This window comes from Aeromonas sp. L_1B5_3 (genome assembly GCF_963866575.1).
GTDB lineage: Bacteria > Pseudomonadota > Gammaproteobacteria > Enterobacterales > Aeromonadaceae > Aeromonas > Aeromonas jandaei.
In genome coordinates, this window is the sequence record NZ_CAWMDN010000024.1 from 99,346 (window position 1) to 118,082 (window position 18,737).

The 18,737-nt window shown below is 61.5% G+C and carries 20 protein-coding genes; 17 read left to right on the forward strand and 3 right to left on the reverse strand.

All coding sequences use genetic code 11. The features are described from left to right. Window positions 1-21 precede the first annotated feature (21 nt). On the reverse strand, window positions 22-483 hold the full coding sequence (locus tag AACR93_RS02645) for a hypothetical protein (protein ID WP_043849949.1): 462 nt from the start codon (window positions 481-483) through the stop codon (window positions 22-24). Window positions 484-522: 39 nt separating this feature from the next. After that, window positions 523-1,899 carry an aminotransferase-like domain-containing protein gene (locus tag AACR93_RS02650; protein ID WP_043849950.1) on the reverse strand — a complete coding sequence of 459 codons (1,377 nt, stop codon included), beginning with the start codon at window positions 1,897-1,899 and terminating at the stop codon, window positions 523-525. 119 nt (window positions 1,900-2,018) lie between these two features. Between AACR93_RS02650 and AACR93_RS02655 the strand changes: the two genes are divergently transcribed. The 8 genes from AACR93_RS02655 to AACR93_RS02690 all read left to right on the forward strand — a co-directional run bounded on the left by AACR93_RS02655 (window position 2,019) and on the right by AACR93_RS02690 (window position 10,077). Further along, on the forward strand, window positions 2,019-2,615 hold the full coding sequence (locus AACR93_RS02655; RefSeq protein WP_043849951.1) for a LysE family translocator: 597 nt from the start codon (window positions 2,019-2,021) through the stop codon (window positions 2,613-2,615). Window positions 2,616-2,733: 118 nt separating this feature from the next. Continuing rightward, window positions 2,734-3,324, forward strand: coding sequence for a LysE family translocator (locus AACR93_RS02660; RefSeq protein ID WP_042030532.1), 591 nt, complete (start codon window positions 2,734-2,736; stop codon window positions 3,322-3,324). Between the two features lie 126 nt (window positions 3,325-3,450). Continuing rightward, entirely contained in the window at window positions 3,451-4,155 is a 705-nt protein-coding gene (locus AACR93_RS02665; protein ID WP_043849952.1) for an aspartate/glutamate racemase family protein, read from the forward strand. Between the two features lie 130 nt (window positions 4,156-4,285). Beyond that, entirely contained in the window at window positions 4,286-5,392 is a 1,107-nt protein-coding gene (locus AACR93_RS02670; RefSeq protein WP_033113764.1) for a 1-acyl-sn-glycerol-3-phosphate acyltransferase, read from the forward strand. Window positions 5,393-5,698: 306 nt separating this feature from the next. Beyond that, window positions 5,699-6,169 carry a YhcH/YjgK/YiaL family protein gene (locus AACR93_RS02675; RefSeq protein WP_043849953.1) on the forward strand — a complete coding sequence of 157 codons (471 nt, stop codon included), beginning with the start codon at window positions 5,699-5,701 and terminating at the stop codon, window positions 6,167-6,169. A gap of 221 nt (window positions 6,170-6,390) precedes the next feature. After that, window positions 6,391-7,590 carry an acetate kinase gene (locus AACR93_RS02680; protein ID WP_033113766.1) on the forward strand — a complete coding sequence of 400 codons (1,200 nt, stop codon included), beginning with the start codon at window positions 6,391-6,393 and terminating at the stop codon, window positions 7,588-7,590. A 132-nt stretch (window positions 7,591-7,722) separates the two neighbouring features. After that, a complete protein-coding gene (locus AACR93_RS02685; RefSeq protein ID WP_041210190.1) occupies window positions 7,723-8,964 on the forward strand; it encodes a mechanosensitive ion channel family protein in 1,242 nt (413 codons plus the stop codon). A gap of 186 nt (window positions 8,965-9,150) precedes the next feature. Continuing rightward, on the forward strand, window positions 9,151-10,077 hold the full coding sequence (locus AACR93_RS02690; protein ID WP_033113768.1) for a L,D-transpeptidase family protein: 927 nt from the start codon (window positions 9,151-9,153) through the stop codon (window positions 10,075-10,077). A gap of 78 nt (window positions 10,078-10,155) precedes the next feature. Here the strand turns inward: AACR93_RS02690 and AACR93_RS02695 are convergent, their stop codons facing one another. Continuing rightward, window positions 10,156-11,049 carry a VirK/YbjX family protein gene (locus tag AACR93_RS02695; RefSeq protein WP_043849954.1) on the reverse strand — a complete coding sequence of 298 codons (894 nt, stop codon included), beginning with the start codon at window positions 11,047-11,049 and terminating at the stop codon, window positions 10,156-10,158. Window positions 11,050-11,372: 323 nt separating this feature from the next. On the opposite strand from AACR93_RS02695, the gene putP reads away from it, so the two are divergent. The 9 genes from putP (at window position 11,373) to AACR93_RS02740 (ending at window position 18,702) form a co-directional block, all read left to right on the forward strand. Further along, window positions 11,373-12,890, forward strand: coding sequence for a sodium/proline symporter PutP (putP, locus tag AACR93_RS02700; RefSeq protein ID WP_041210188.1), 1,518 nt, complete (start codon window positions 11,373-11,375; stop codon window positions 12,888-12,890). Window positions 12,891-13,097: 207 nt separating this feature from the next. Then, window positions 13,098-13,415, forward strand: coding sequence for a cell division protein FtsB (gene ftsB, locus AACR93_RS02705; protein WP_041210187.1), 318 nt, complete (start codon window positions 13,098-13,100; stop codon window positions 13,413-13,415). Further along, a complete protein-coding gene (gene ispD / locus AACR93_RS02710; RefSeq protein WP_043849955.1) occupies window positions 13,408-14,100 on the forward strand; it encodes a 2-C-methyl-D-erythritol 4-phosphate cytidylyltransferase in 693 nt (230 codons plus the stop codon). The genes ftsB and ispD overlap by 8 nt, the downstream gene beginning before the upstream one ends. A gap of 54 nt (window positions 14,101-14,154) precedes the next feature. Continuing rightward, window positions 14,155-14,631, forward strand: coding sequence for a 2-C-methyl-D-erythritol 2,4-cyclodiphosphate synthase (gene ispF / locus AACR93_RS02715; protein ID WP_033113773.1), 477 nt, complete (start codon window positions 14,155-14,157; stop codon window positions 14,629-14,631). After that, window positions 14,631-15,689: a tRNA pseudouridine(13) synthase TruD gene (gene truD, locus AACR93_RS02720; protein ID WP_043849956.1), complete on the forward strand. Its 1,059-nt coding sequence runs from the start codon at window positions 14,631-14,633 to the stop codon at window positions 15,687-15,689. The genes ispF and truD overlap by 1 nt, the downstream gene beginning before the upstream one ends. Next, window positions 15,670-16,416, forward strand: a complete 747-nt coding sequence (gene surE / locus AACR93_RS02725) for a 5'/3'-nucleotidase SurE (RefSeq protein WP_041210183.1) — start codon at window positions 15,670-15,672, stop codon at window positions 16,414-16,416. Before truD ends, surE begins: the two co-directional genes overlap by 20 nt. A 4-nt stretch (window positions 16,417-16,420) precedes the next feature. After that, window positions 16,421-17,038 carry a protein-L-isoaspartate(D-aspartate) O-methyltransferase gene (locus AACR93_RS02730; protein ID WP_033113776.1) on the forward strand — a complete coding sequence of 206 codons (618 nt, stop codon included), beginning with the start codon at window positions 16,421-16,423 and terminating at the stop codon, window positions 17,036-17,038. Next, on the forward strand, window positions 17,035-17,616 hold the full coding sequence (locus AACR93_RS02735; RefSeq protein ID WP_043849957.1) for a YqaA family protein: 582 nt from the start codon (window positions 17,035-17,037) through the stop codon (window positions 17,614-17,616). Before AACR93_RS02730 ends, AACR93_RS02735 begins: the two co-directional genes overlap by 4 nt. 9 nt (window positions 17,617-17,625) lie before the next feature. Then, window positions 17,626-18,702 (forward strand): LysM peptidoglycan-binding domain-containing protein, encoded by a 1,077-nt coding sequence (locus AACR93_RS02740; protein WP_043849958.1) that lies wholly within the window; start codon window positions 17,626-17,628, stop codon window positions 18,700-18,702. Window positions 18,703-18,737 lie beyond the last annotated feature (35 nt).

Here is an 18,737-nt window from a genome sequence, read left to right on the forward strand (position 1 = left end):
ATGGGGCATGATGAGCAGTTATCACATCTCGCTGGTCTTGGCCGGGAAGCTGCACTCGGTCTGCCTGATCATGCGTTCCCCCTCTCCCCCGGCACCTTGCCAGCTTAGTTCGAGCTGCCCGAGGTGGCCAAGGTGGCGCAGCTCGAATTCGTAGCGCTGACAGGGATTATCCAGCGGCAGGGTGCTCATCCCCGCTGGCAACCGGTAGTCATAGCTGAGCTGCGGCCCATCCTGCAGCTGGCTGCGAAGCGGCACCAGTCCCTCCGGCGTGGGGGATGGCGCTTTCAGATAGCGGCGCAAGCTGAGCGGCGCGTCGATCGCCTTCTGATAGTTGAGGCCGTTCATGGCCGCCAACTCCTCCTCCAGCCGTTGCAGCTCCCCCTCCAGACCCGTGATGACCACCCCCAGCTGTTGATGGGCTGGCGAGGCGCACCCGCCCAGCAGCAGGGTTGAGGCGAGCAGGGTGGCTCTGAAGCGGGGCATGGCATCTCCTTGACGGGTCATTGTGGTTGGCAGGGCAGACTATAGCAGGGGATTGCTGGGGGGCGTGCCCCGCAGCAGCTGGGCCAGCCGCTCCAGCCCTTCGGCTACGCGGGCATCGGTGGCGGGCTGGCTCAGGCTCAGGCGTACCCCCTGCGGGGCGGCAAACTGGCCGGCGGCGAAGTGTTCCCCGCTCGCCACCCCGACGTCAAGGGCATCGGCTGCGGCGGCGAACTCCTGACTGCGCCACGGCTCGGGCAGCGGCAACCAGGCGTGCATGCTGCCCGGCTGCCAGCGGGCGCCGGGAAGCAGGTGGTGCAGCAGCTCGCCACGACGTGCCAGAGTTTGCCGCTGCTCGCGGATCAACTGGTCGATCCCCGGCTGGCTCACCAGCTGGCAGGCCAGCTCGACCAGCAGGGGGCTCACCATCCAGCTGGAGAGGCGCATCGCCTGGGCGAAGCCCTGCTTGAGGTGGTCAGGCGCCAGCACGAAGCCGACCCGCATGCCGCCGCAGGCGATCTTGGCCAGACTGCCGAGGTAGATGACCCGCTCCGGCGCCAGATTGACCAGCGGCACCTGATGGGGCTCCGGCAGCAGACCGTTGACGTCATCCTCGATGATCAGCAGGTCGTGCCGGCGGGCAACGGCGACGATGGCCTCGCGCCGTTCCAGCGACATGATGGCGGTGGTGGGGTTTTGCAGGGTAGGGGTGAGGTAGAGCACTCTGGCACGCCGGCTGCGGCAGGCCGCATCCAGCGCATCGGGCAGTAGCCCCTCCTCATCCATGGCAAGACCGATGACCTGATTCTTCAACTGGCGGGCATTGCCCAGCATGCCCGGATAGCTGAGCCCCTCGCACATCAGACTCTCGCCGACACAGCCGGTTGCCAGCATGGCCAGCATGATGCCGTGCTGGGCGCCGTGGCTGAACAGCAGCCGCTCCTCTTGCGCCGCAATACCCTGCCTTGTCAGCCACTCGATAAAGCGCTGGCGCTGATCCGGCTGGCCCGCCTCCTTGCCATAGCCAAGCAGCTGGTTGAGATCCCCCTGACTCAGGTTTTCCAGCAGCGGGCGGATTAAGGCGGCCCGATCGAGCTGCACCGGCAGGTTTTGCCACAACTCGATGCGCGGCCCCTCCTCGGTGCGGATCACCCACTGATTGGCGGGATCCGTGTTCGCTCCTTTAACCCAGGTGCCGTGGCCGACCCGGGCGGCGACCAGCCCGCGCCGCTCCGCCTCGCTGTAGGCGCGGGTGACTGTACCCACCGTGACCCCCAGCTTGTCCGCCAGCGCCCTGTGGGTGGGCAGACGGGTTTGGGCGGGCAGCGAGCCATCCACAATGGCTTGCTCGATGGCGCTGGCCAGTCTGAGGTAGAGGGGGCCATCGAAGGCGGAGAGATCCGGTGTCCAGATTGTCATGGTGACAATAAATCCATTGATCGAAACTTGAGGGCAATATAGCGTGAATTTCAACCTAATAACAACCATTGAGGGTTAATTGTGTCGATACAATCAACCCATCAAGAGAGGAGTCGCTCATGACGTTCGAATGGTATGCCACCCTGTTTGGCTTCGCCGTGCTCACCTGCGGCACGCCCGGCCCCAATAACTTGATGCTGACGGCCTCCGGTGCCAACTTCGGCGTGCGGCGCACCCTGACACACCTGTTTGGCGTAGCGTTGGGGCAACCTGTGCTGCAACTGGTGCTGGCGCTGGGGCTCTATCCCCTGTTCGAGCGCTGGCCTCTGCTGCGCCTCGGCTTGCAGATCTTCGGCAGCCTCTATCTGCTCTGGCTGGCCTGGCGCATCGCGGTGGCAGGAGCCCCGAGCGATCCGGCGCGGCGCGCCCGGCCGTTGACCCTCCTGGAGGGGTTGGGCTTCCAGTTTCTCAACCCCAAGGCATGGATGATGGGGATCTCCGCCATCAGTCTGTTCAGTCTGACCGGTGCCGGTTACTGGCCCAGCCAGCTGGCAGTGATGATCATGTTTGCGCTGGTGGCGCTGCCCACCTGCTTTGTCTGGGTGCTCTTTGGCCATCAGCTGAGCAACTGGATCAGCACGGATCGGGGCTGGCGTCGACTCAACGGCTCCCTCGGCCTGCTGACTGCCCTCTGCGTGGTGATGCTCTGGTATTGAGGCTTTTCCCACCCGCTTTCTCCTTGTGGTCGGGCTGCCGCTTCTGCATATTGGTGGGCTGCTTTATCTGACGGATTGTCTGGCAGGCAGTCCGATATGTGGTCTGAACGAGGTTGAGATGGATCTGAACTGGGTACTGCCCCTCGCGGGGTTTGCACTGGTCACCTGCGGTACGCCGGGGCCAAACAATATGCTGCTCACCAGCGCCGGGGCGGCGCAGGGATTTCGCCGCACGCTGCCCCTGCTGGTGGGGGTGGTCGGGGGGATCAACCTGATGATCCTCGCCATGGCGCTGGGGCTCGGGGTGATTTTTGACAAGGTGCCGCTGCTGCACGACGGTCTCAAGCTGATCGGCTCGGCCTACCTGCTCTGGCTGGCGTGGAAGGTGGCGACCGCCAGCGGCCCGGCAGAAGGCAATCGGCCGCTCATTCCCGCCCATCAGGGGGCCATGCTGCAACTGCTCAATCCCAAGGCGTGGATGATGGCGCTCTCCGCCATCAGCGGTTTCACCTTGGCGGGAGAAGCCTACTGGCCATCGGCCATCTGGGTGCTCGCCATCTTCTTTGTGACCGGCCTCTATACCGGTGCTTTCTGGGTACTGTTCGGCGCTCAGGTGCGCCGTCTTATCCGCACCGCCCGGGGCTGGCGCCGTTTTAACCTCGGCATGGGGATCGCTACGGCGGCCTGCGTGCTGATGATCTGGATTTAGCCCGGGGTTGACCCAGGCCTTTACCGGCTGTCTTGTTGGCCCTGCGGGGCCTTTTTTATCTCGCTCGCGTGACCTTGCCTGCAAGGTGACGTGGCACTGCCTTACCTTGGGATGAAAGGAGCTGTTATGAAATGTATCGGTCTACTGGGTGGCATGAGCTGGGAGTCTACTGTCAGCTACTATCAGGCGCTCAACCGCGGGGTGCGAGCCAAGCTCGGTGGCCTGCACTCGGCGCAGGTGCTGATCAATAGCGTCGACTTTGCCGAGATAGAGCGGCTGCAGCATGTCGGTGACTGGCCCGCCACTGCCCGCCTGCTGGCGGCCGAAGCACGCAAACTGCAGGATGGCGGCGCCAATTTCTTGCTGATCGGCACCAACACCATGCACAAGGTGGCGCCCGAGATTGAGGCCGCCATCGATATCCCGCTGCTCCATATCGCCGATGCCACCGCGCGCCGCCTGCAAGCGGACGGGATAAAACGGGTCGGCCTGCTCGGCACCCGCTTTACCATGGAGCAGGATTTCTACAAGGGACGGCTGCAGACGCACTTCGGGCTGGAGGTGCTGGTGCCTGCCGAGGCTGAGCGGGAGCGGATCCATCGCATCATCTATGACGAGCTCTGTCTGGGCGAGATCCGTGACGCATCGCGCGCCGAGTATCTGGCAATTATCGCCGGGCTGGCTGCTGCCGGCGCCGAGGCGGTGATCCTCGGTTGCACCGAGATTGCCCTGCTGGTGGGGGAGGCGCAGGCGCAGGCGGCCGTGCCGCTCTACGACACCACCGCCATTCATGCCGAGGCGGCCGTCACCCTGGCCCTGACATCCGATTAATTAACTGGTCAGATCTCACTATTCATGCTTGTCTCATACCCCTTGCCATAAAAGCGTGTAAAATTGCGCCCTGAATTTTCCCCGGCCAACGCGGGTTGGCTGCGGTTTCCTAGCATGCAAGGCTGACATTGTGACTGAAGTTGACAGATTCGCGGACATTCGCCCTTACCGCGATGAAGAAGTGCCGGCGGCCATCGAACGGCTGATCCAGGATGATGAATTTATCGGTGCCATCGCCAAATACCGTTTTGGCTCCCTGATGAGCTGGCTGGGCTGGGCGATTCGCCCGCTGATCCGCCAGGTGCTGCGCTACAAGTGGTCAAAAGTGACCACAGTGCATCAGGTGCAGGTCGGGGTGACCAACTATATGTCCCGGATGATCGCCACCTCCACCAAGGGGGTGACCTTCTCCGGGATCGAGCATCTGAAGAAGGAGCAGGGCTACCTGTTCGTCTCCAACCACAGGGACATCGCCATGGATCCGGCCTTCGTCAACTGGGGTCTCTATACCCACGGTTTTGACACGGTCCGCATCGCCATCGGCGACAACCTGCTGCGCAAACCCTGCGCCACCGAGCTGATGAAGCTCAACAAGAGCTTTATCGTCAAGCGCTCCGCCAAGGGACCGCGGGAGATGATGAAGGCGCTCGGCGAGCTCTCCGCCTACATCGGCCAGTCGGTGCATGAAGGCCACTCCATCTGGATCGCCCAGAAGGAAGGGCGCGCCAAGAATGGCGATGACAAGACGGATCCGGCCATCCTCAAGATGTTCTACGTCGACGGCAAGAAGCAGAAGATCGACTTCGTCGACTACATGCGCAGCCTCAATATCGTGCCGGTCAGCATCAGCTACGAGTTGGATCCCACCGACAAGGCGAAGGCACGCGAGCTCTACGAGAAGTCGGTCAACGGCAGTTACGAGAAGGGCGAGTTCGAGGATATCGAGAGCATCGTTGCCGGCATCGTCGGCATGAAGGGGCGGGTTCACGTTGCCTTTGGCGCGCCGATTACCGAGGGCTTTAGCGATCCGGACGAGCTGGCGGCTCTGATCGACAAGGCGATCTGGAGCAGCTACCGCCTCTTCCCGAGCAACTATCTGGCGGCAGATGTCTCCGGCAAGGCCAACACCATCGAGCAGGCGGCTTTTCTGACCCGTCAGTCCGAGGTGCCGGAAGAACACAAGGCGATTTGGCGAGCCATGTACGCCAAACCAGTGGAAAACGCCGGCAAGGCTTGAATGAAACCGGTTGCGTGAAAAAAACGGGAGCAGATGCTCCCGTTTTTGCGTCTGGTCAAAGTCGCCGGCAAAAGGGTGGTGAATAATATGGTTTCAGCTGGTACGATCACCCGAAAAATGGGGTTCACGCTCTTGGCAACCACCGGATGAGTGTGTAACAGTGCCCCAATATGCTGAATATGAGCATTAGCTCTAATCCCTCTGCACGGATCGCCGGGGGCATTATCGAAGGACCTGTAACAGGTCCTTTTTCATTGGGCGGCAAAGATGCCGCGCAGATATACCTAACAGGAAGATGCTCGCACCATGATCACCGGTAGCCTGAACACGTTGCAGCGGACGCCGCTGCCTGCCCCGCTGGATCGCATCATGGTCGAGGTAGTCAAAAGCGTTGCCCAGTGGCGCGAGGCGCCCCTTGGCAAGAGCGAGATTGATGGCCTCAAGCTGTTCTGTCTGGTGAGCGAGGAGATGACCGAGCCGGCTGCGGATCGCCGTGGCGAGTTCCACCGCGACTATCTCGATATCCAGCTGCTGCTGGCAGGCGAAGAGTGGATCGGTGTCGGGCCTCATGAGTATGCAGACGAAGGGGCTGACCATCCCCATCCCGACCTCTGGTTTGTCGATGACGAGCAGACTACCTATCTGGCGCTGCAACCGGGCGATTTCGCCATCTTCTGGCCGGGCGAACTGCATCGCCCGCTCTGTACGCGCAACCAGGCCGCCAAAGTGAAGAAGCTGGTGGTCAAGGTACATCGGGATCTGCTGGCCATTGCCTGAGCATCCCCATTGAAGCGAGCCCTGCGCAGCTGATGCGTCGAGACTCGCAAGCATTGAGACGAGTGATACGCACCACAAGTTGCGATGACTCTTTCAAGAGCAAGAATTGAAAAATTGGACGCACCCTCCTGCGACCATAAGCCCCCGGCAGGGGAATCCCATCCTCTTTTGGATGACACGACACTGTCGGCATAAAGCCGAAGCACAGGAAGATGTAGAAAATGAGCAAGTTGGTACTGATCCTTAACTGCGGTAGCTCTTCCCTGAAATTTGCCGTAATGGACGCCGAAACAGGTGAGGACATGCTGTCCGGCCTGGCCGAATGCTTCAATCTGGATGATGCACGTATCAAATGGAAACTCCACGGGGTCAAGGGCGAAGCCATGCTGGGAGCGGGTGCCGCTCACCAGGAAGCGCTCGACCACATCGTGGGCCACATCCTGCCGCAGGATCCGTCTCTGGCCGGTCAGCTGGTGGCCATCGGCCATCGCATCGTACACGGTGGCGAGCAGTTCTCCCGTTCCGTTCGCATCGATGACAGCGTGATCGCCGGCATCGAAGCCGCTATCCCGTTCGCCCCGCTGCACAACCCGGCTCACCTCATCGGTATCCGTGCTGCGCTCAAGGTGTTCCCGCAACTGGCTGACAAGAACGTGGCCGTGTTCGACACCGCGTTCCACCAGACCCTGCCGCAGGAGGCCTACCTCTACGCGCTGCCTTACAAGCTCTACAGCGAGCACGGCATCCGTCGTTACGGCGCGCACGGCACCTCCCACCGCTACATCGCGGAAGAGGCGGCCAAAGAGCTGGGCAAGCCGCTGAACGAACTGAACATCATCAACTGCCACCTGGGCAACGGTGCTTCCGTTTGCGCCATCAAGAACGGCGAATCTGTTGACACCTCCATGGGTCTGACTCCGCTGGAAGGTCTGGCGATGGGCACCCGTTGTGGCGACATCGATCCGGCCGTGGTCTTCTTCATGCACGACCAGCTTGGTTACAGCGTGGAGCAGATCAACCACACCCTGACCCGTGAGTCCGGTCTGCTGGGGATGACTGAAGCGAGCAGCGACTGCCGCTATGTCACCACCAACTACGCTACCGACGCTGGTGCCAAGCGTGCGCTGGATGTCTTCACCTACCGCGTGGCCAAGTATGTCGGCGCCTACGCCGCTGCGATGGACGGTCGTCTGGACGCCGTGGTATTCACCGGTGGTATCGGTGAGAACGCCGCCATGGTGCGCGAGATGGTGCTGGCGCGTCTGGCCCTGTTCGGCTTCAAGGTGGACAAAGAGGCGAACAACGCTGCCGTACTGGGTGGCGAAGGCCGCATCACTACCGCCGACAGCCGTTGCGCCATGGTGATCCCGACCAACGAAGAGCTGGTCATCGCCCGCGATGCCCTGGGTCTGGTCGGCTAACGCCAATCGGTCTCATCACAACGCCCGGCTTTTGCCGGGCGTTGTCGTTTGTGGCGACCCGTTATTTGACTTGGAGGCTCGGGGCGTTACCCTGACGGCCACGTTTTGGCATTGCAGCATAGGGGGAGAGGAATGAAAGAGACGTTTTTTAACTGGCTGTCGGAGCTTGGGGTTGAGGTGACCGGCATGATGGGGCTGGTGATTGCGCTCGCTTTCATCCTCGTCACCTCGCTGCTATTGCACATGATGTTGCACCGCTTTCTGCTGGTGCGGCTGGTGGGCATCCTCGGCAGGGCCAAGCAGGTGTGGTTGCCACCCCAGTTGCAACAGCGCCTCTTCTACCGGCTTGCTTTCGTCTTTCAGGGGGCCGTGCTGCTCGGTCAGGCCGAGATCTGGCTGCCGCGCAGTTCCGATAGCCTGAAGCTTATCGAGATGTCGGCCCAGCTCTGGATCCTCTTCTTCCTGCTGCTCTCCTTCTTTACCCTGCTCGACTGCGTGCTGGCGGTGAGCCGCAACATCCGGCTGTGGCGGGATCTGCCTTTGCGCGGCATCTTCCAGGGGGCCAAGCTGGTGGGCAGCATTCTGGTCGGCATCCTGATGATCGCCCTGCTGCTTGGCAAGTCGCCGCTGTTCCTGTTCAGCGGTCTGGGCGCCATGACCGCGGTGCTGATGCTGGTATTCAAGGACCCCATCCTCGGGCTGGTGGCGGGGATCCAGCTCTCTGCCAACCGGATGCTGAACGTTGGCGACTGGCTGCAGATGGACAAATATGGCGCCGATGGTGAGGTGACCGATATCGGCCTTACGACGGTCAAGGTGTCGAACTGGGACAAGACGGTCACCACTATTCCCACCTATGCCCTCATCTCCGACTCCTTCAAGAACTGGCAGGGGATGACCGAATCGGGCGGGCGGCGCATCAAGCGCAGCATCAATATCGACATGACCAGCGTGCGCTTCATGACGGCCGACGAGCAGTTGCAGCTCAAGCAGGCCCAGTTGCTGGCGCCCTATCTCACCCGCAAGGAGCAGGAGCTGAGCAGTTACAACCAGCAGTTGAGCGATGCCTTGAGCTGCCCCATCAATGGCCGTCACCTCACCAACCTCGGCACCCTGCGCGCCTATCTGGATGCCTATCTGCGCGCCCATCCCGGCATTCGCAAGGATATGACCCTGATGGTGCGTCAGCTGGCGCCGACCTCTGACGGCTTGCCGCTGGAGATCTACTGCTTTACCGCGACCACTGCCTGGGCCGAGTACGAAGGGATCCAGGCCGATATTTTCGACCACATTTTCGCCATCATCGAGCAATTTCATCTGCGGTTGCACCAATCTCCCACTGGATACGATATGCGCTCCTGGCAGAAGGGATAAGCGGGCGACCGACAGGGGCTGGCGGCGGATAAAAAAAGCGATATTAATCGTCGACCCGCCGCTACTTGTCAGTTGAAATTTGCTTTGCAGAAGAGAAAAATGGCGGCCTTCTCTTCGCGCCCCTGATCCTCGTCTGATCAGCTGTCAGCCCAGAGATGTCAACTCAGTCATTATCATGGGAAAGTTATGAAGCTCCTTCGCAATAGTGTGGCAACACTCTGCTACAGCCTGCTGCTGACCGCTGCGCCGGTTTTCGCTGTTGAATATGCTCTGCCTGCGGCCAACAGCCGTCTGGTGGGGGAAAATCTGGAATACGTGGTCCCGGCCGAAGAGAACGGCCAGCCGCTGGAGGCCATTGCCGCAAAATTCCAGCTGGGGCTGACCAACATGATCGAAGCCAACCCCAAGGCTGACCCCCTGCTGGTGCAGACCGGCGAGAAGCTGGTGATCCCCCATCAGCTGATCCTGCCGGATGCGCCCCGTGAAGGCATCGTGCTGAACGTGGCCGAGATGCGCCTCTACTACTACCCGAAAGGCAAGAAGGTGGTGGAAGTGCTGCCCATCGGCATCGGCCAGCTGGGCACCGACACCCCGGAGAACTGGGTGACCAGCGTGCAGCGCAAGAAAGCGGGCCCGACCTGGACACCGACTGCCAAGATGCACGCCGAGTACGCCGCCCGTGGCGAGAGCCTGCCTGCGGTATGGCCGGCTGGCCCTGACAACCCCATGGGGCTGTTTGCGCTCTACATCGGCAAGATGTACGCCATCCATGGTACCAACGCCCAGTTCGGCATCGGCCTGCGGGTGAGCCACGGCTGTGTGCGTCTGCGCAACGATGACATCGAGTACCTGTTCAAGAAGGTACCGGTAGGCACTCGCGTCCAGTTCATCAACCAGCCGCTCAAGGCCTCTGTCGAGCCGGATGGCCGCCGCTATCTGGAAGTACATCAGCCGCTGTCGCGCAGCGAGGAGGAGTTCAACTCCAGCCTGCCGGCACCGCTGCCGATGACCCCGGCCATCACCCGCTTCATTGCCCACGCCGACAGCGACTCCCAGCTGGTCAAACAGGCGCTGGAGCAGCGCAGCGGCATGCCGGTCGCCATCAACGGCTAATCCCGGTAATCGGCCACAAGAAAGGGCGAACAGCGTGCTGTTCGCCCTTTCTCTTTTCTGGCCTTGTACGGGGCCGGATTAGCTACGGCGCAGATTGTCGGCGAGCTCTCCGGCGAGCTGATCGAGCATCTGGTAGCGTGCCTTGTAGCTGGCCCGTTTGCGGGAGGGGATCTCCTCCAGCGTCTTGCGCGGTATCTGCAGCGGCAAGCTCATCCAGAGTTCATCCATGACGTTGCCCTGATGCTCTTCCCACAGCCCATCCAGATCGAACTTGACCCGGTTGGCGGTGCGCTTGCTGCACTGGTAGACGTGGCTTTGAGTGCGGATCCCGAGCAGGGTTTCACACCCCAGACCGCGAGCCAGCTCGGCCGCCATGTAGACCAGCAACGACATGGGACGCAGGCCGCCGCACGCCTTGGTGACCAGCTTGATCTCTTCGCTCAGCCCCTTGCCCCCTTGCAGCGAGCAGATCTCCAGCGTGGGCTGCGGCTCGCAGCGCAGGTTGAGCGCCATGAAGTAGAGCGCCGACTCGCCGAGCTTGAGGGTCAGGCTCATCTCCCCCTCTTTGGCCATGTGGGTCTGGTAATCGAGCTGCAGGGTGAGCGGCGCGGTAAGCTTGTCGCTTTGCCAGCTGGCAAGCTGCAAGCCGCTCTGGCTGTAGATCGCCTGCTGCTGCGCTTCGGGCAGGGCCAGTGCCAGCTGCCGGTAGTGGGCTGTGATGAGCTCGGCGCGGAGCCCCTTGCGCAGCCCCTTGTGGCGATAAGGGTGAATCGGCTTTTCCAGAATATCGGGGAAGCGGGTGATCGCCTGCGCCAGCAGCGGCAGCGTCTCCTGTTGGCGATAGAGGGCACGGGCACCCGGATGCAGCCAGAGGCGGCCAACGAATTTGGCCCGTCTGATGAGATGGCCCGACTCCTCTACCGGATGGAGACGGCGGGCGAGGGTGCGCAGTTGCGACAGATGAGAGGACATAGGCGTGGCCCCGGTTCGTTGGATTCAGGGCGGCGAGTGTAGGAGGGGGCGAGGAGGATGTAAAAAGCTCGATAGTAACAAAATGTGAAGATAAAACGCTCAATAGCAGGGGCAAGTGCTCTGATCTCTCGTCCGGACGGAAAAGGAAATTCGGTTCTATCTCCTTGATGTAGAGATGATTTGCTGCACAAAGGTTTTTATTGCGTTTCCTGTTTGTTAATAAAGGGGTTGAGCCGATAGGGATGGGTGATTAAGCTAGGCCGGTTTTTAGGGACGAGCCCGTCATCAGAGCGGGTAAAAGATGAAATAAAACGGAGTTTTGCATGACAGCCAGCACACCCATGTTAATCACCTTTCTGGTTTACATCCTCGGGATGGTACTGATCGGCTTTGTTGCCTATCGCGCCACCCGCAACTTTGACGACTACATCCTTGGCGGCCGCCGGATGGGGAGCTGGGTCACCGCCCTCTCCGCCGGCGCCTCCGACATGAGTGGATGGTTGCTGATGGGCTTGCCCGGCGCCATCTTCATCAGCGGCATCTCCGAGAGCTGGATCGCCATCGGTCTGGTCATCGGTGCCTACCTCAACTGGCGCTGGGTGGCGGGCCGCCTGCGGGTTCATACCGAGAAGAACCGCAACGCCCTGACCCTGCCGGACTACTTCACCTACCGCTTTGAAGATCACAGCAAGGTGCTGCGCATCCTTTCGGCACTGGTGATCCTGCTCTTCTTCACCATCTACTGCGCCTCCGGCGTGGTGGCCGGTGCCCGCCTGTTCGAGAGCACCTTCGGCATGGATTACAACACCGCCCTCTGGGTCGGTGCCGCCGCTACCATCACCTACACCTTTTTCGGCGGTTTCCTCGCGGTGAGCTGGACCGATACGGTGCAGGCGACCCTGATGATCTTCGCCCTGATCCTCACCCCGGTCTTTGTCATCATCGCCGTGGGCGGGGTGGACAGCGCCATGATCGAGGTGGCCGCCAAGAGCGCCAGCAACCTCGACATGTTCAAGAATCTGGATGTAATCGCCATCATCTCCCTGATGGCGTGGGGGCTCGGCTACTTCGGTCAGCCGCATATTCTGGCCCGCTTCATGGCGGCGGATTCCCACCACTCCATGGCCAATGCCCGTCGCATCAGCATGACCTGGATGATCTTCTGCCTGGGCGGCGCGGTGGCCATCGGCTTCTTCGGTCTAGCCTACTTCGCCCGCTTCCCGGAAGTGGCGGGCGGCGTCACCGGCAACCCGGAGCGGGTCTTTATCGAGCTCTCCAAGATCCTGTTCAACCCCTGGATTGCCGGCGTGCTGCTCTCGGCCATTCTAGCGGCGGTGATGAGTACCCTGAGTTGCCAGCTGCTGGTCTGCTCCAGCGCCATCACCGAGGATCTCTACAAGCCGTTCCTGCGCAAGAACGCCTCCCAGCGCGAGCTGGTATGGGTAGGGCGCCTGATGGTGCTGGCCATCGCCCTGATCGCCATCAGCGTTGCCATGAATCCGGAGAACCGGGTGCTCGGGCTGGTGAGTTACGCCTGGGCCGGTTTTGGTGCCGCGTTTGGCCCGGTAGTGCTGCTCTCCGTGCTCTGGCCGCGAATGACCCGCAACGGCGCGCTGGCCGGCATGCTGGTGGGTGCCATCACCGTCATCGTCTGGAAACAGTTCGGCTGGCTGGGGTTGTATGAAATCATCCCAGGCTTCCTGTTTGCCTGTATCGCGATTGTAGCGGGCAGCCTGCTGGGAGAAGCGCCTTCAAAAACCATGCTGGAGCGTTTCCGCGAGGCTGAGGAGGAGTACAACACCCCGGCTGAGCTGGAAGGGGAACCGGTCGCCGTCAACTGATAGCCGCACCTCTGTTCTGACAATCAACCCCGCCCCGGCGCATCTTGACCACACTGGTCAATCCTTGCGCCGGTTTGGCGGGGTTTTGCGCTATCTGACTCACCTTTGGGCATTTTTTTCTGCTTGCCCGGCCCCTTCGGGGTATTGGCTTTCTTTTGTCTTTGCACCGAATATGGGACACTAGGCCGCTTGAAGGAGACCTAGAGCATGCGCCTATTCACCCTGATCCTGATCCTCCTGCTGGGAGGTCTGCAATATGACTTCTGGCTGGGGAAGAACGGGCTGTCCGACTACCAGAGTCTGTCGGAGGCCATCTCGCAGCAGCAGCGGGACAACCAGAGCCTCAAGGATCGCAACGACCTGATTTATCGCGAGATCGATGATCTCACCTCTGGCCTTGAGGCCATCGAGGAGCTTTCGCGCAACGATCTGGGCTACATCAAGCAGGGCGAGACCTTCTACCGGATCATCCCCAAAGAGAAAGAAAAAGAGAATGTGCCAGCGGATGCCCCTTACGATGACTGATGCGAGCCGCATTCCAGCCCTGACGGCGATCGTGCCGGCCGCCGGCATTGGCAGCCGGATGGGGGCCGAGTGCCCCAAGCAGTATCTGCAACTGGCGGGCAAGACTATTCTCGAGCACACCCTGGAGCGGCTGCTTACACACCCCGCCATCGGGCAGGTGATCGTGGCGCTGGCTCCCCATGACCGCTGGTTTGACACCCTCCCGGTGGCGCAGGATGAGCGGATCCTGCGGGTCGAGGGGGGCGCCGAGCGCGCCTTTTCCGTCCTCAATGCCCTCCATGTGGCGCAAGGGGAGTGGGTGCTGGTGCACGATGCGGCCCGCCCCTGTCTGACCCACGGCGATCTCGACGCCCTGATTGCCACCGCCATGACGAGCGGTGGCGCCATCCTCGGCAGCCGGGTGCGCGATACCATGAAGCGCTCCGATGCGGCTGGCAATATCATTGCCACCGTCGAGCGCGAGCAGCTCTGGCATGCCCTGACGCCGCAGATGTTCCCCACCGGCCCCCTCAGACGGGCACTGGAAGAGGGGTTGGCGCTCGGTGCCACCATTACCGACGAGGCCTCCGCCATGGAGCGCGCCGGGTTTGTGGTGCGGATGGTGGAGGGGCGTGCCGACAACATCAAGGTGACCCGGCCGGAGGATCTCTCTTTGGCGGGACTGTTTTTAAGCCAGCAGGCATAAGCCCACCTATCAGAACAAAGAGGTCTGAACAGACAGGCCGAACAAGGAGCGAGCATGATCCGGATTGGACATGGTTTTGACGTACACAAATTTGGTGGGGTTGGCCCCTGCATGCTGGGCGGGGTGCCGGTTCCCTACGAGCAGGGACTGATCGCCCACTCCGATGGCGACGTGGTGCTGCACGCGGTGAGCGATGCCCTGCTGGGCGCCATCGGTGCCGGTGACATCGGTCGCCATTTCCCCGATACCGCTGCCGAATTCAAGGGCATCGACAGCCGCATCCTGCTGCGGGATGTCTTTGCCCGCGTGCAGCGCGCAGGTTATGCCATCGGCAATCTGGATGTGACCATCATCGCTCAGGCACCCAAGATGGCGCCTCACATCGACGCCATGTGCGCCGTGCTGGCTGCCGATCTGCAATGTGATTTGAACCGGGTGAACGTCAAGGCGACCACCACCGAACAGCTTGGCTTTACGGGGCGCAAGGAAGGGATCGCCACCGAAGCCGTCGTCTTACTGGTGAAACAATAATGCTGGAACAACTTGCCTACCTGCACGGTGCGCCCACCGCCCGCGGTATCCTCAAGGCCGAGGCCGCCGACTTCGTGGTTAACGAAGATCTCGGGTTTGTGCCCTGTGGCGAGGGTGAGCACATCTTCGTCCGGGTGCGTAAAACCGGCGAGAACACCGCCTGGGTGGCTGGCCTGCTGGCCGATGCGGCCGGGGTCAACCGCAATGCGGTGACCTGGGCGGGCCTGAAAGATCGCCACGCAGTGACCGAGCAGTGGTTCGGCATTCACCTGCCGGGCAAGGCCGAGCCGGACCTCTCCGTCATCGAGAGCGACAGCATCCGGATCCTGGAGGTGAAGCGCCACAACAAGAAGCTGCGGGTTGGCTATCTCAAGGGCAACCACTTCACTCTGCGCCTCACCGGTCTGGAGCAGGCCGACGGGCTGGAGTCCCGCCTGCAGGCTATCGCTACCCAAGGCGTGCCCAACTACTACGGCGAGCAGCGTTTCGGCCGTGAAGGCAACAACCTGGAAGCGGCCAAGGCGATGTTTGCCGGCAAGCGGATCAAGGATCGCAACAAGCGCTCTCTCTACCTCTCCGCCGCGCGCAGCATGCTGTTCAATGCCATCGTCAGCGCCCGTATCGAGCAGGGGCTGGCCCATCAGCTGCTGGCCGGGGATTGCGTGATGCTCAAGGGCAGCCACTCCATCTTCAGTGAAGAGAGCGTGACCCCCGAGCTGGAAGCGCGTCTCGCCTCCGGCGACGTGCAGCTCACCGCGCCCCAGTGGGGCCGTGGCCGGCTGGCCAGCCAGGGGGCCGCTGCCGAGTTCGAGCAGGGCGTACTGGCGTCTTACAGTGACTGGTGTGAAGGGCTGGAGAAAGCGGGGCTGGATCAGGATCGCCGCCCGCTGCTGCTCAAGCCGGAGCAGATGAGCTGGCAACTGGAGGGGGAGGTGCTGACTCTCTCCTTCTTCCTGCCGGCGGGCGCCTTTGCCACCAGCGTGGTGCGCGAGTTAATGCAGGCCGAAGAGGCCGATCACGGTTTCAGGAATCAAACCGATGCGAATTCTGGTCAGTAATGACGATGGTGTGCATGCCGAGGGCATCCGTGCCCTCAGCGAGGCGTTGCGCGCCTGCGGCGAGGTCGTGGTGGTGGCACCGGATCGCAACCGCAGCGGCGCAAGTCACTCCTTGACGCTGGAGGTGCCGCTGCGGGTCACCCGCATCAGCGAAACCGGTTATCATGCGGTGAAGGGGACGCCGACCGACTGCGTCCACCTCGCGGTCAATGAGCTGGTGCGCCCCGAGCCTGACATGGTGGTGGCTGGCATCAACCACGGTGCCAATCTGGGGGATGATGTCATCTACTCCGGCACTGTGGCGGCTGCGACCGAAGGGCGCCACCTTGGCTATCCCTCCCTCGCCATCTCGCTGGTGGGAAAGACCCATTTCGCCACGGCGGCCCATTATGCGGCCCTGCTGGTGAAGGGGTTGATGAAGCACCCCCTGCCAGCGGATCAGATCCTCAATGTGAACGTACCTGACCTGCCGCTTGAGCAGATCCGGGGGATCAGAGTGACCCGCCTTGGCAATCGCCATCGTGCGGAGTCGGTGATCCGCACCGAGGATCCCCGCGGTCAGCCCATCTATTGGATTGGCCCTCCCGGCGACAAGCAGGATGCAGGAGAAGGAACCGACTTTGCTGCCATCGAGCAGGGTTATGTCTCGATAACTCCCCTGACCATTGACATGACTGCCTATGACAGTCTCGCTGGTCTGGGGGCCTGGTTAGATCTGCAGGGATGAGGGTGTGATAGTACAGCGCCTGTTAAATCAGCTCATTGCGCAGGATATTCGCGATTTTCGCGTACTGGCGACCATCGCGAAAGTGCCGCGCCAGCTATTCGTGGATGAGGCCATGGCCCACAAGGCGTGGGACAACACCGCCTTGCCCATTGGCCATGGCCAGACCATTTCGCAGCCCTACATGGTGGCGCGAATGACCGAGCTGCTGATGCAAAATGATCCGGCCCACGTGCTGGAGATTGGCACTGGCTCCGGTTACCAGACGGCGATCCTCGCCCATCTGGTGGAGCACGTTTATACCGTGGAGCGGATCAAGTCGCTGCAGTTCCAGGCAAGACGCCGGCTGCGCCAGCTTGATCTGCACAATGTCTCGGCCAAGCACGGTAACGGCTGGCTGGGATGGCCCAACAAGGGGCCTTACGACGCCATTCTGGTGACGGCGGCGGCGAGCGAGATCCCGACGGCGCTCACCGATCAGCTGGCCGATGGCGGTCGGCTGGTGTTGCCGGTGGGCGACAGCCAGCAGACCCTGCAACTGATTGAACGCTCCGGCTCCCAGCTGACCAGCCGAATTCTGGAACCGGTGCGTTTTGTTCCCCTGATCGACGGAGATGTTGAGTGAAGTTGTTTTCCCGTTTGTATGTACTGGTAATGCAGTGGGCGCGCCACAAATACGCCCCCTGGTATCTCTCCATCACCGCCTTTATCGAATCGGTCTTCTGGCCCATCCCGGTTGACGTGATGCTGGCGCCGATGGCGCTCGGCAAGCCCCACAAGGCGTGGCACTACGCCACGCTGGCCACCGTTTTCTCGGTGCTGGGTGCGCTGTTTGGCTATGCCCTTGGCTACGCCCTGTGGGATCCGGTAGTGCAGCCGTTGGTGGCTTCCGTCGGTTATGAGAGCAAGATCGCCATCGCTCGCCACTGGTTCGAGCAGTGGGGCATCTGGGTCATCTTTATCGCCAGCTTCACCCCGATCCCCTACAAGGTCTTTACCGTGACGGCAGGGCTGTTGCAAATGGCTCTGTTGCCCTTCATCATCACCTCCCTCATCGGCCGCGGTTTGCGCTTTTTCCTGGTGGCAGGTTTGATGCGCTGGGGTGGCGAGAAGATGGAACGCAAACTGATGCACTACGTAGACGTGCTCGGTTGGCTCTGTATTGGTCTGGCCGTCGTGGCCTATTTCTGGTTTAGTCGTTAAGGATCCGCTATGCGTTCGCGTATTTGGCAGGGAAGCAGTGTCGTCGTTCTTTCATGGCTGCTGCTTGCCTGTTCCTCCAGTAAAAATGCCGCTCCGGTTGAGGGGCTGGGTGATGGTCCCTTCGTCTCGACCATCCCGACCCGTCAGGCCGGCGCTCAGGTCAGTGCCCCCATTCAGGGCAACAGCTATGTGGTGAAGCGGGGCGATACCCTCTATTCCATCGCCTTCAACTCCGGTAACGACGTGCCGTCGCTGGCCAGCCTCAACAACATCAGCCCGCCCTACAACATCTATCCGGGGCAGCGCTTGCGGCTCGATGGCTCCAGCGCCAGCGTGAGCAGCAGCCGCAGTTCCGGCACCTATGAGGTGCGTCGCGGCGATACCCTGAGCAGCATCGGCCGCCAGTTCGGCATGACGCCGCAGGCGCTGGCCCAGAGCAACAACCTGAGTGCCCCCTACGCCCTGCAGCCGGGTCAGGTGCTCAACGTTCAGTCTGCTGGCGGCAGCAGCACCCAGATGGTAGCCGCAACCCGCCCGGTGACGCCGGTTCCGGTGCAGACCACCACGACCCGACCGAGCAGTGGCCCGCGTCCGCTGGCAGAACCGAGTGGATCTGGTCAGACCACGCCATTCATCTCGCAGAAATCCGTTGCTGCGGAGGCACCGAAGGAATACGCTCAGGTCAAAGAACAAAAAACAGACAACTCCCAGTCGAGACTCTCCTGGCACTGGCCCGCAAAAGGCCGGATCGTCGAGGGGTTCTCTGTTGCAGAACAGGGTAACAAGGGTATCGACATAGCCGGCCAGAAGGGGCAACCCGTCTACGCCGCCAGCAGCGGTAAGGTCGTATACGCTGGCAGTGCTTTAAGGGGGTACGGCAAGCTGATCATCCTCAAGCATGATGATGACTATCTCTCCGCCTATGCACACAACGACGAGTTGCGGGTGAAGGAAGGGGACAGCGTCAAGGGGGGCTCGGTCATTGCCAACATGGGCAGCACGGACGCGCCGGATGTGCGATTGCATTTCGAGATCCGGTACAGAGGCAAGTCGATCAATCCGATGAGCTATTTGCCAAAGCGTTAACCCCAGAGAGACCGTCTTACTCTGGTAACGTCAGG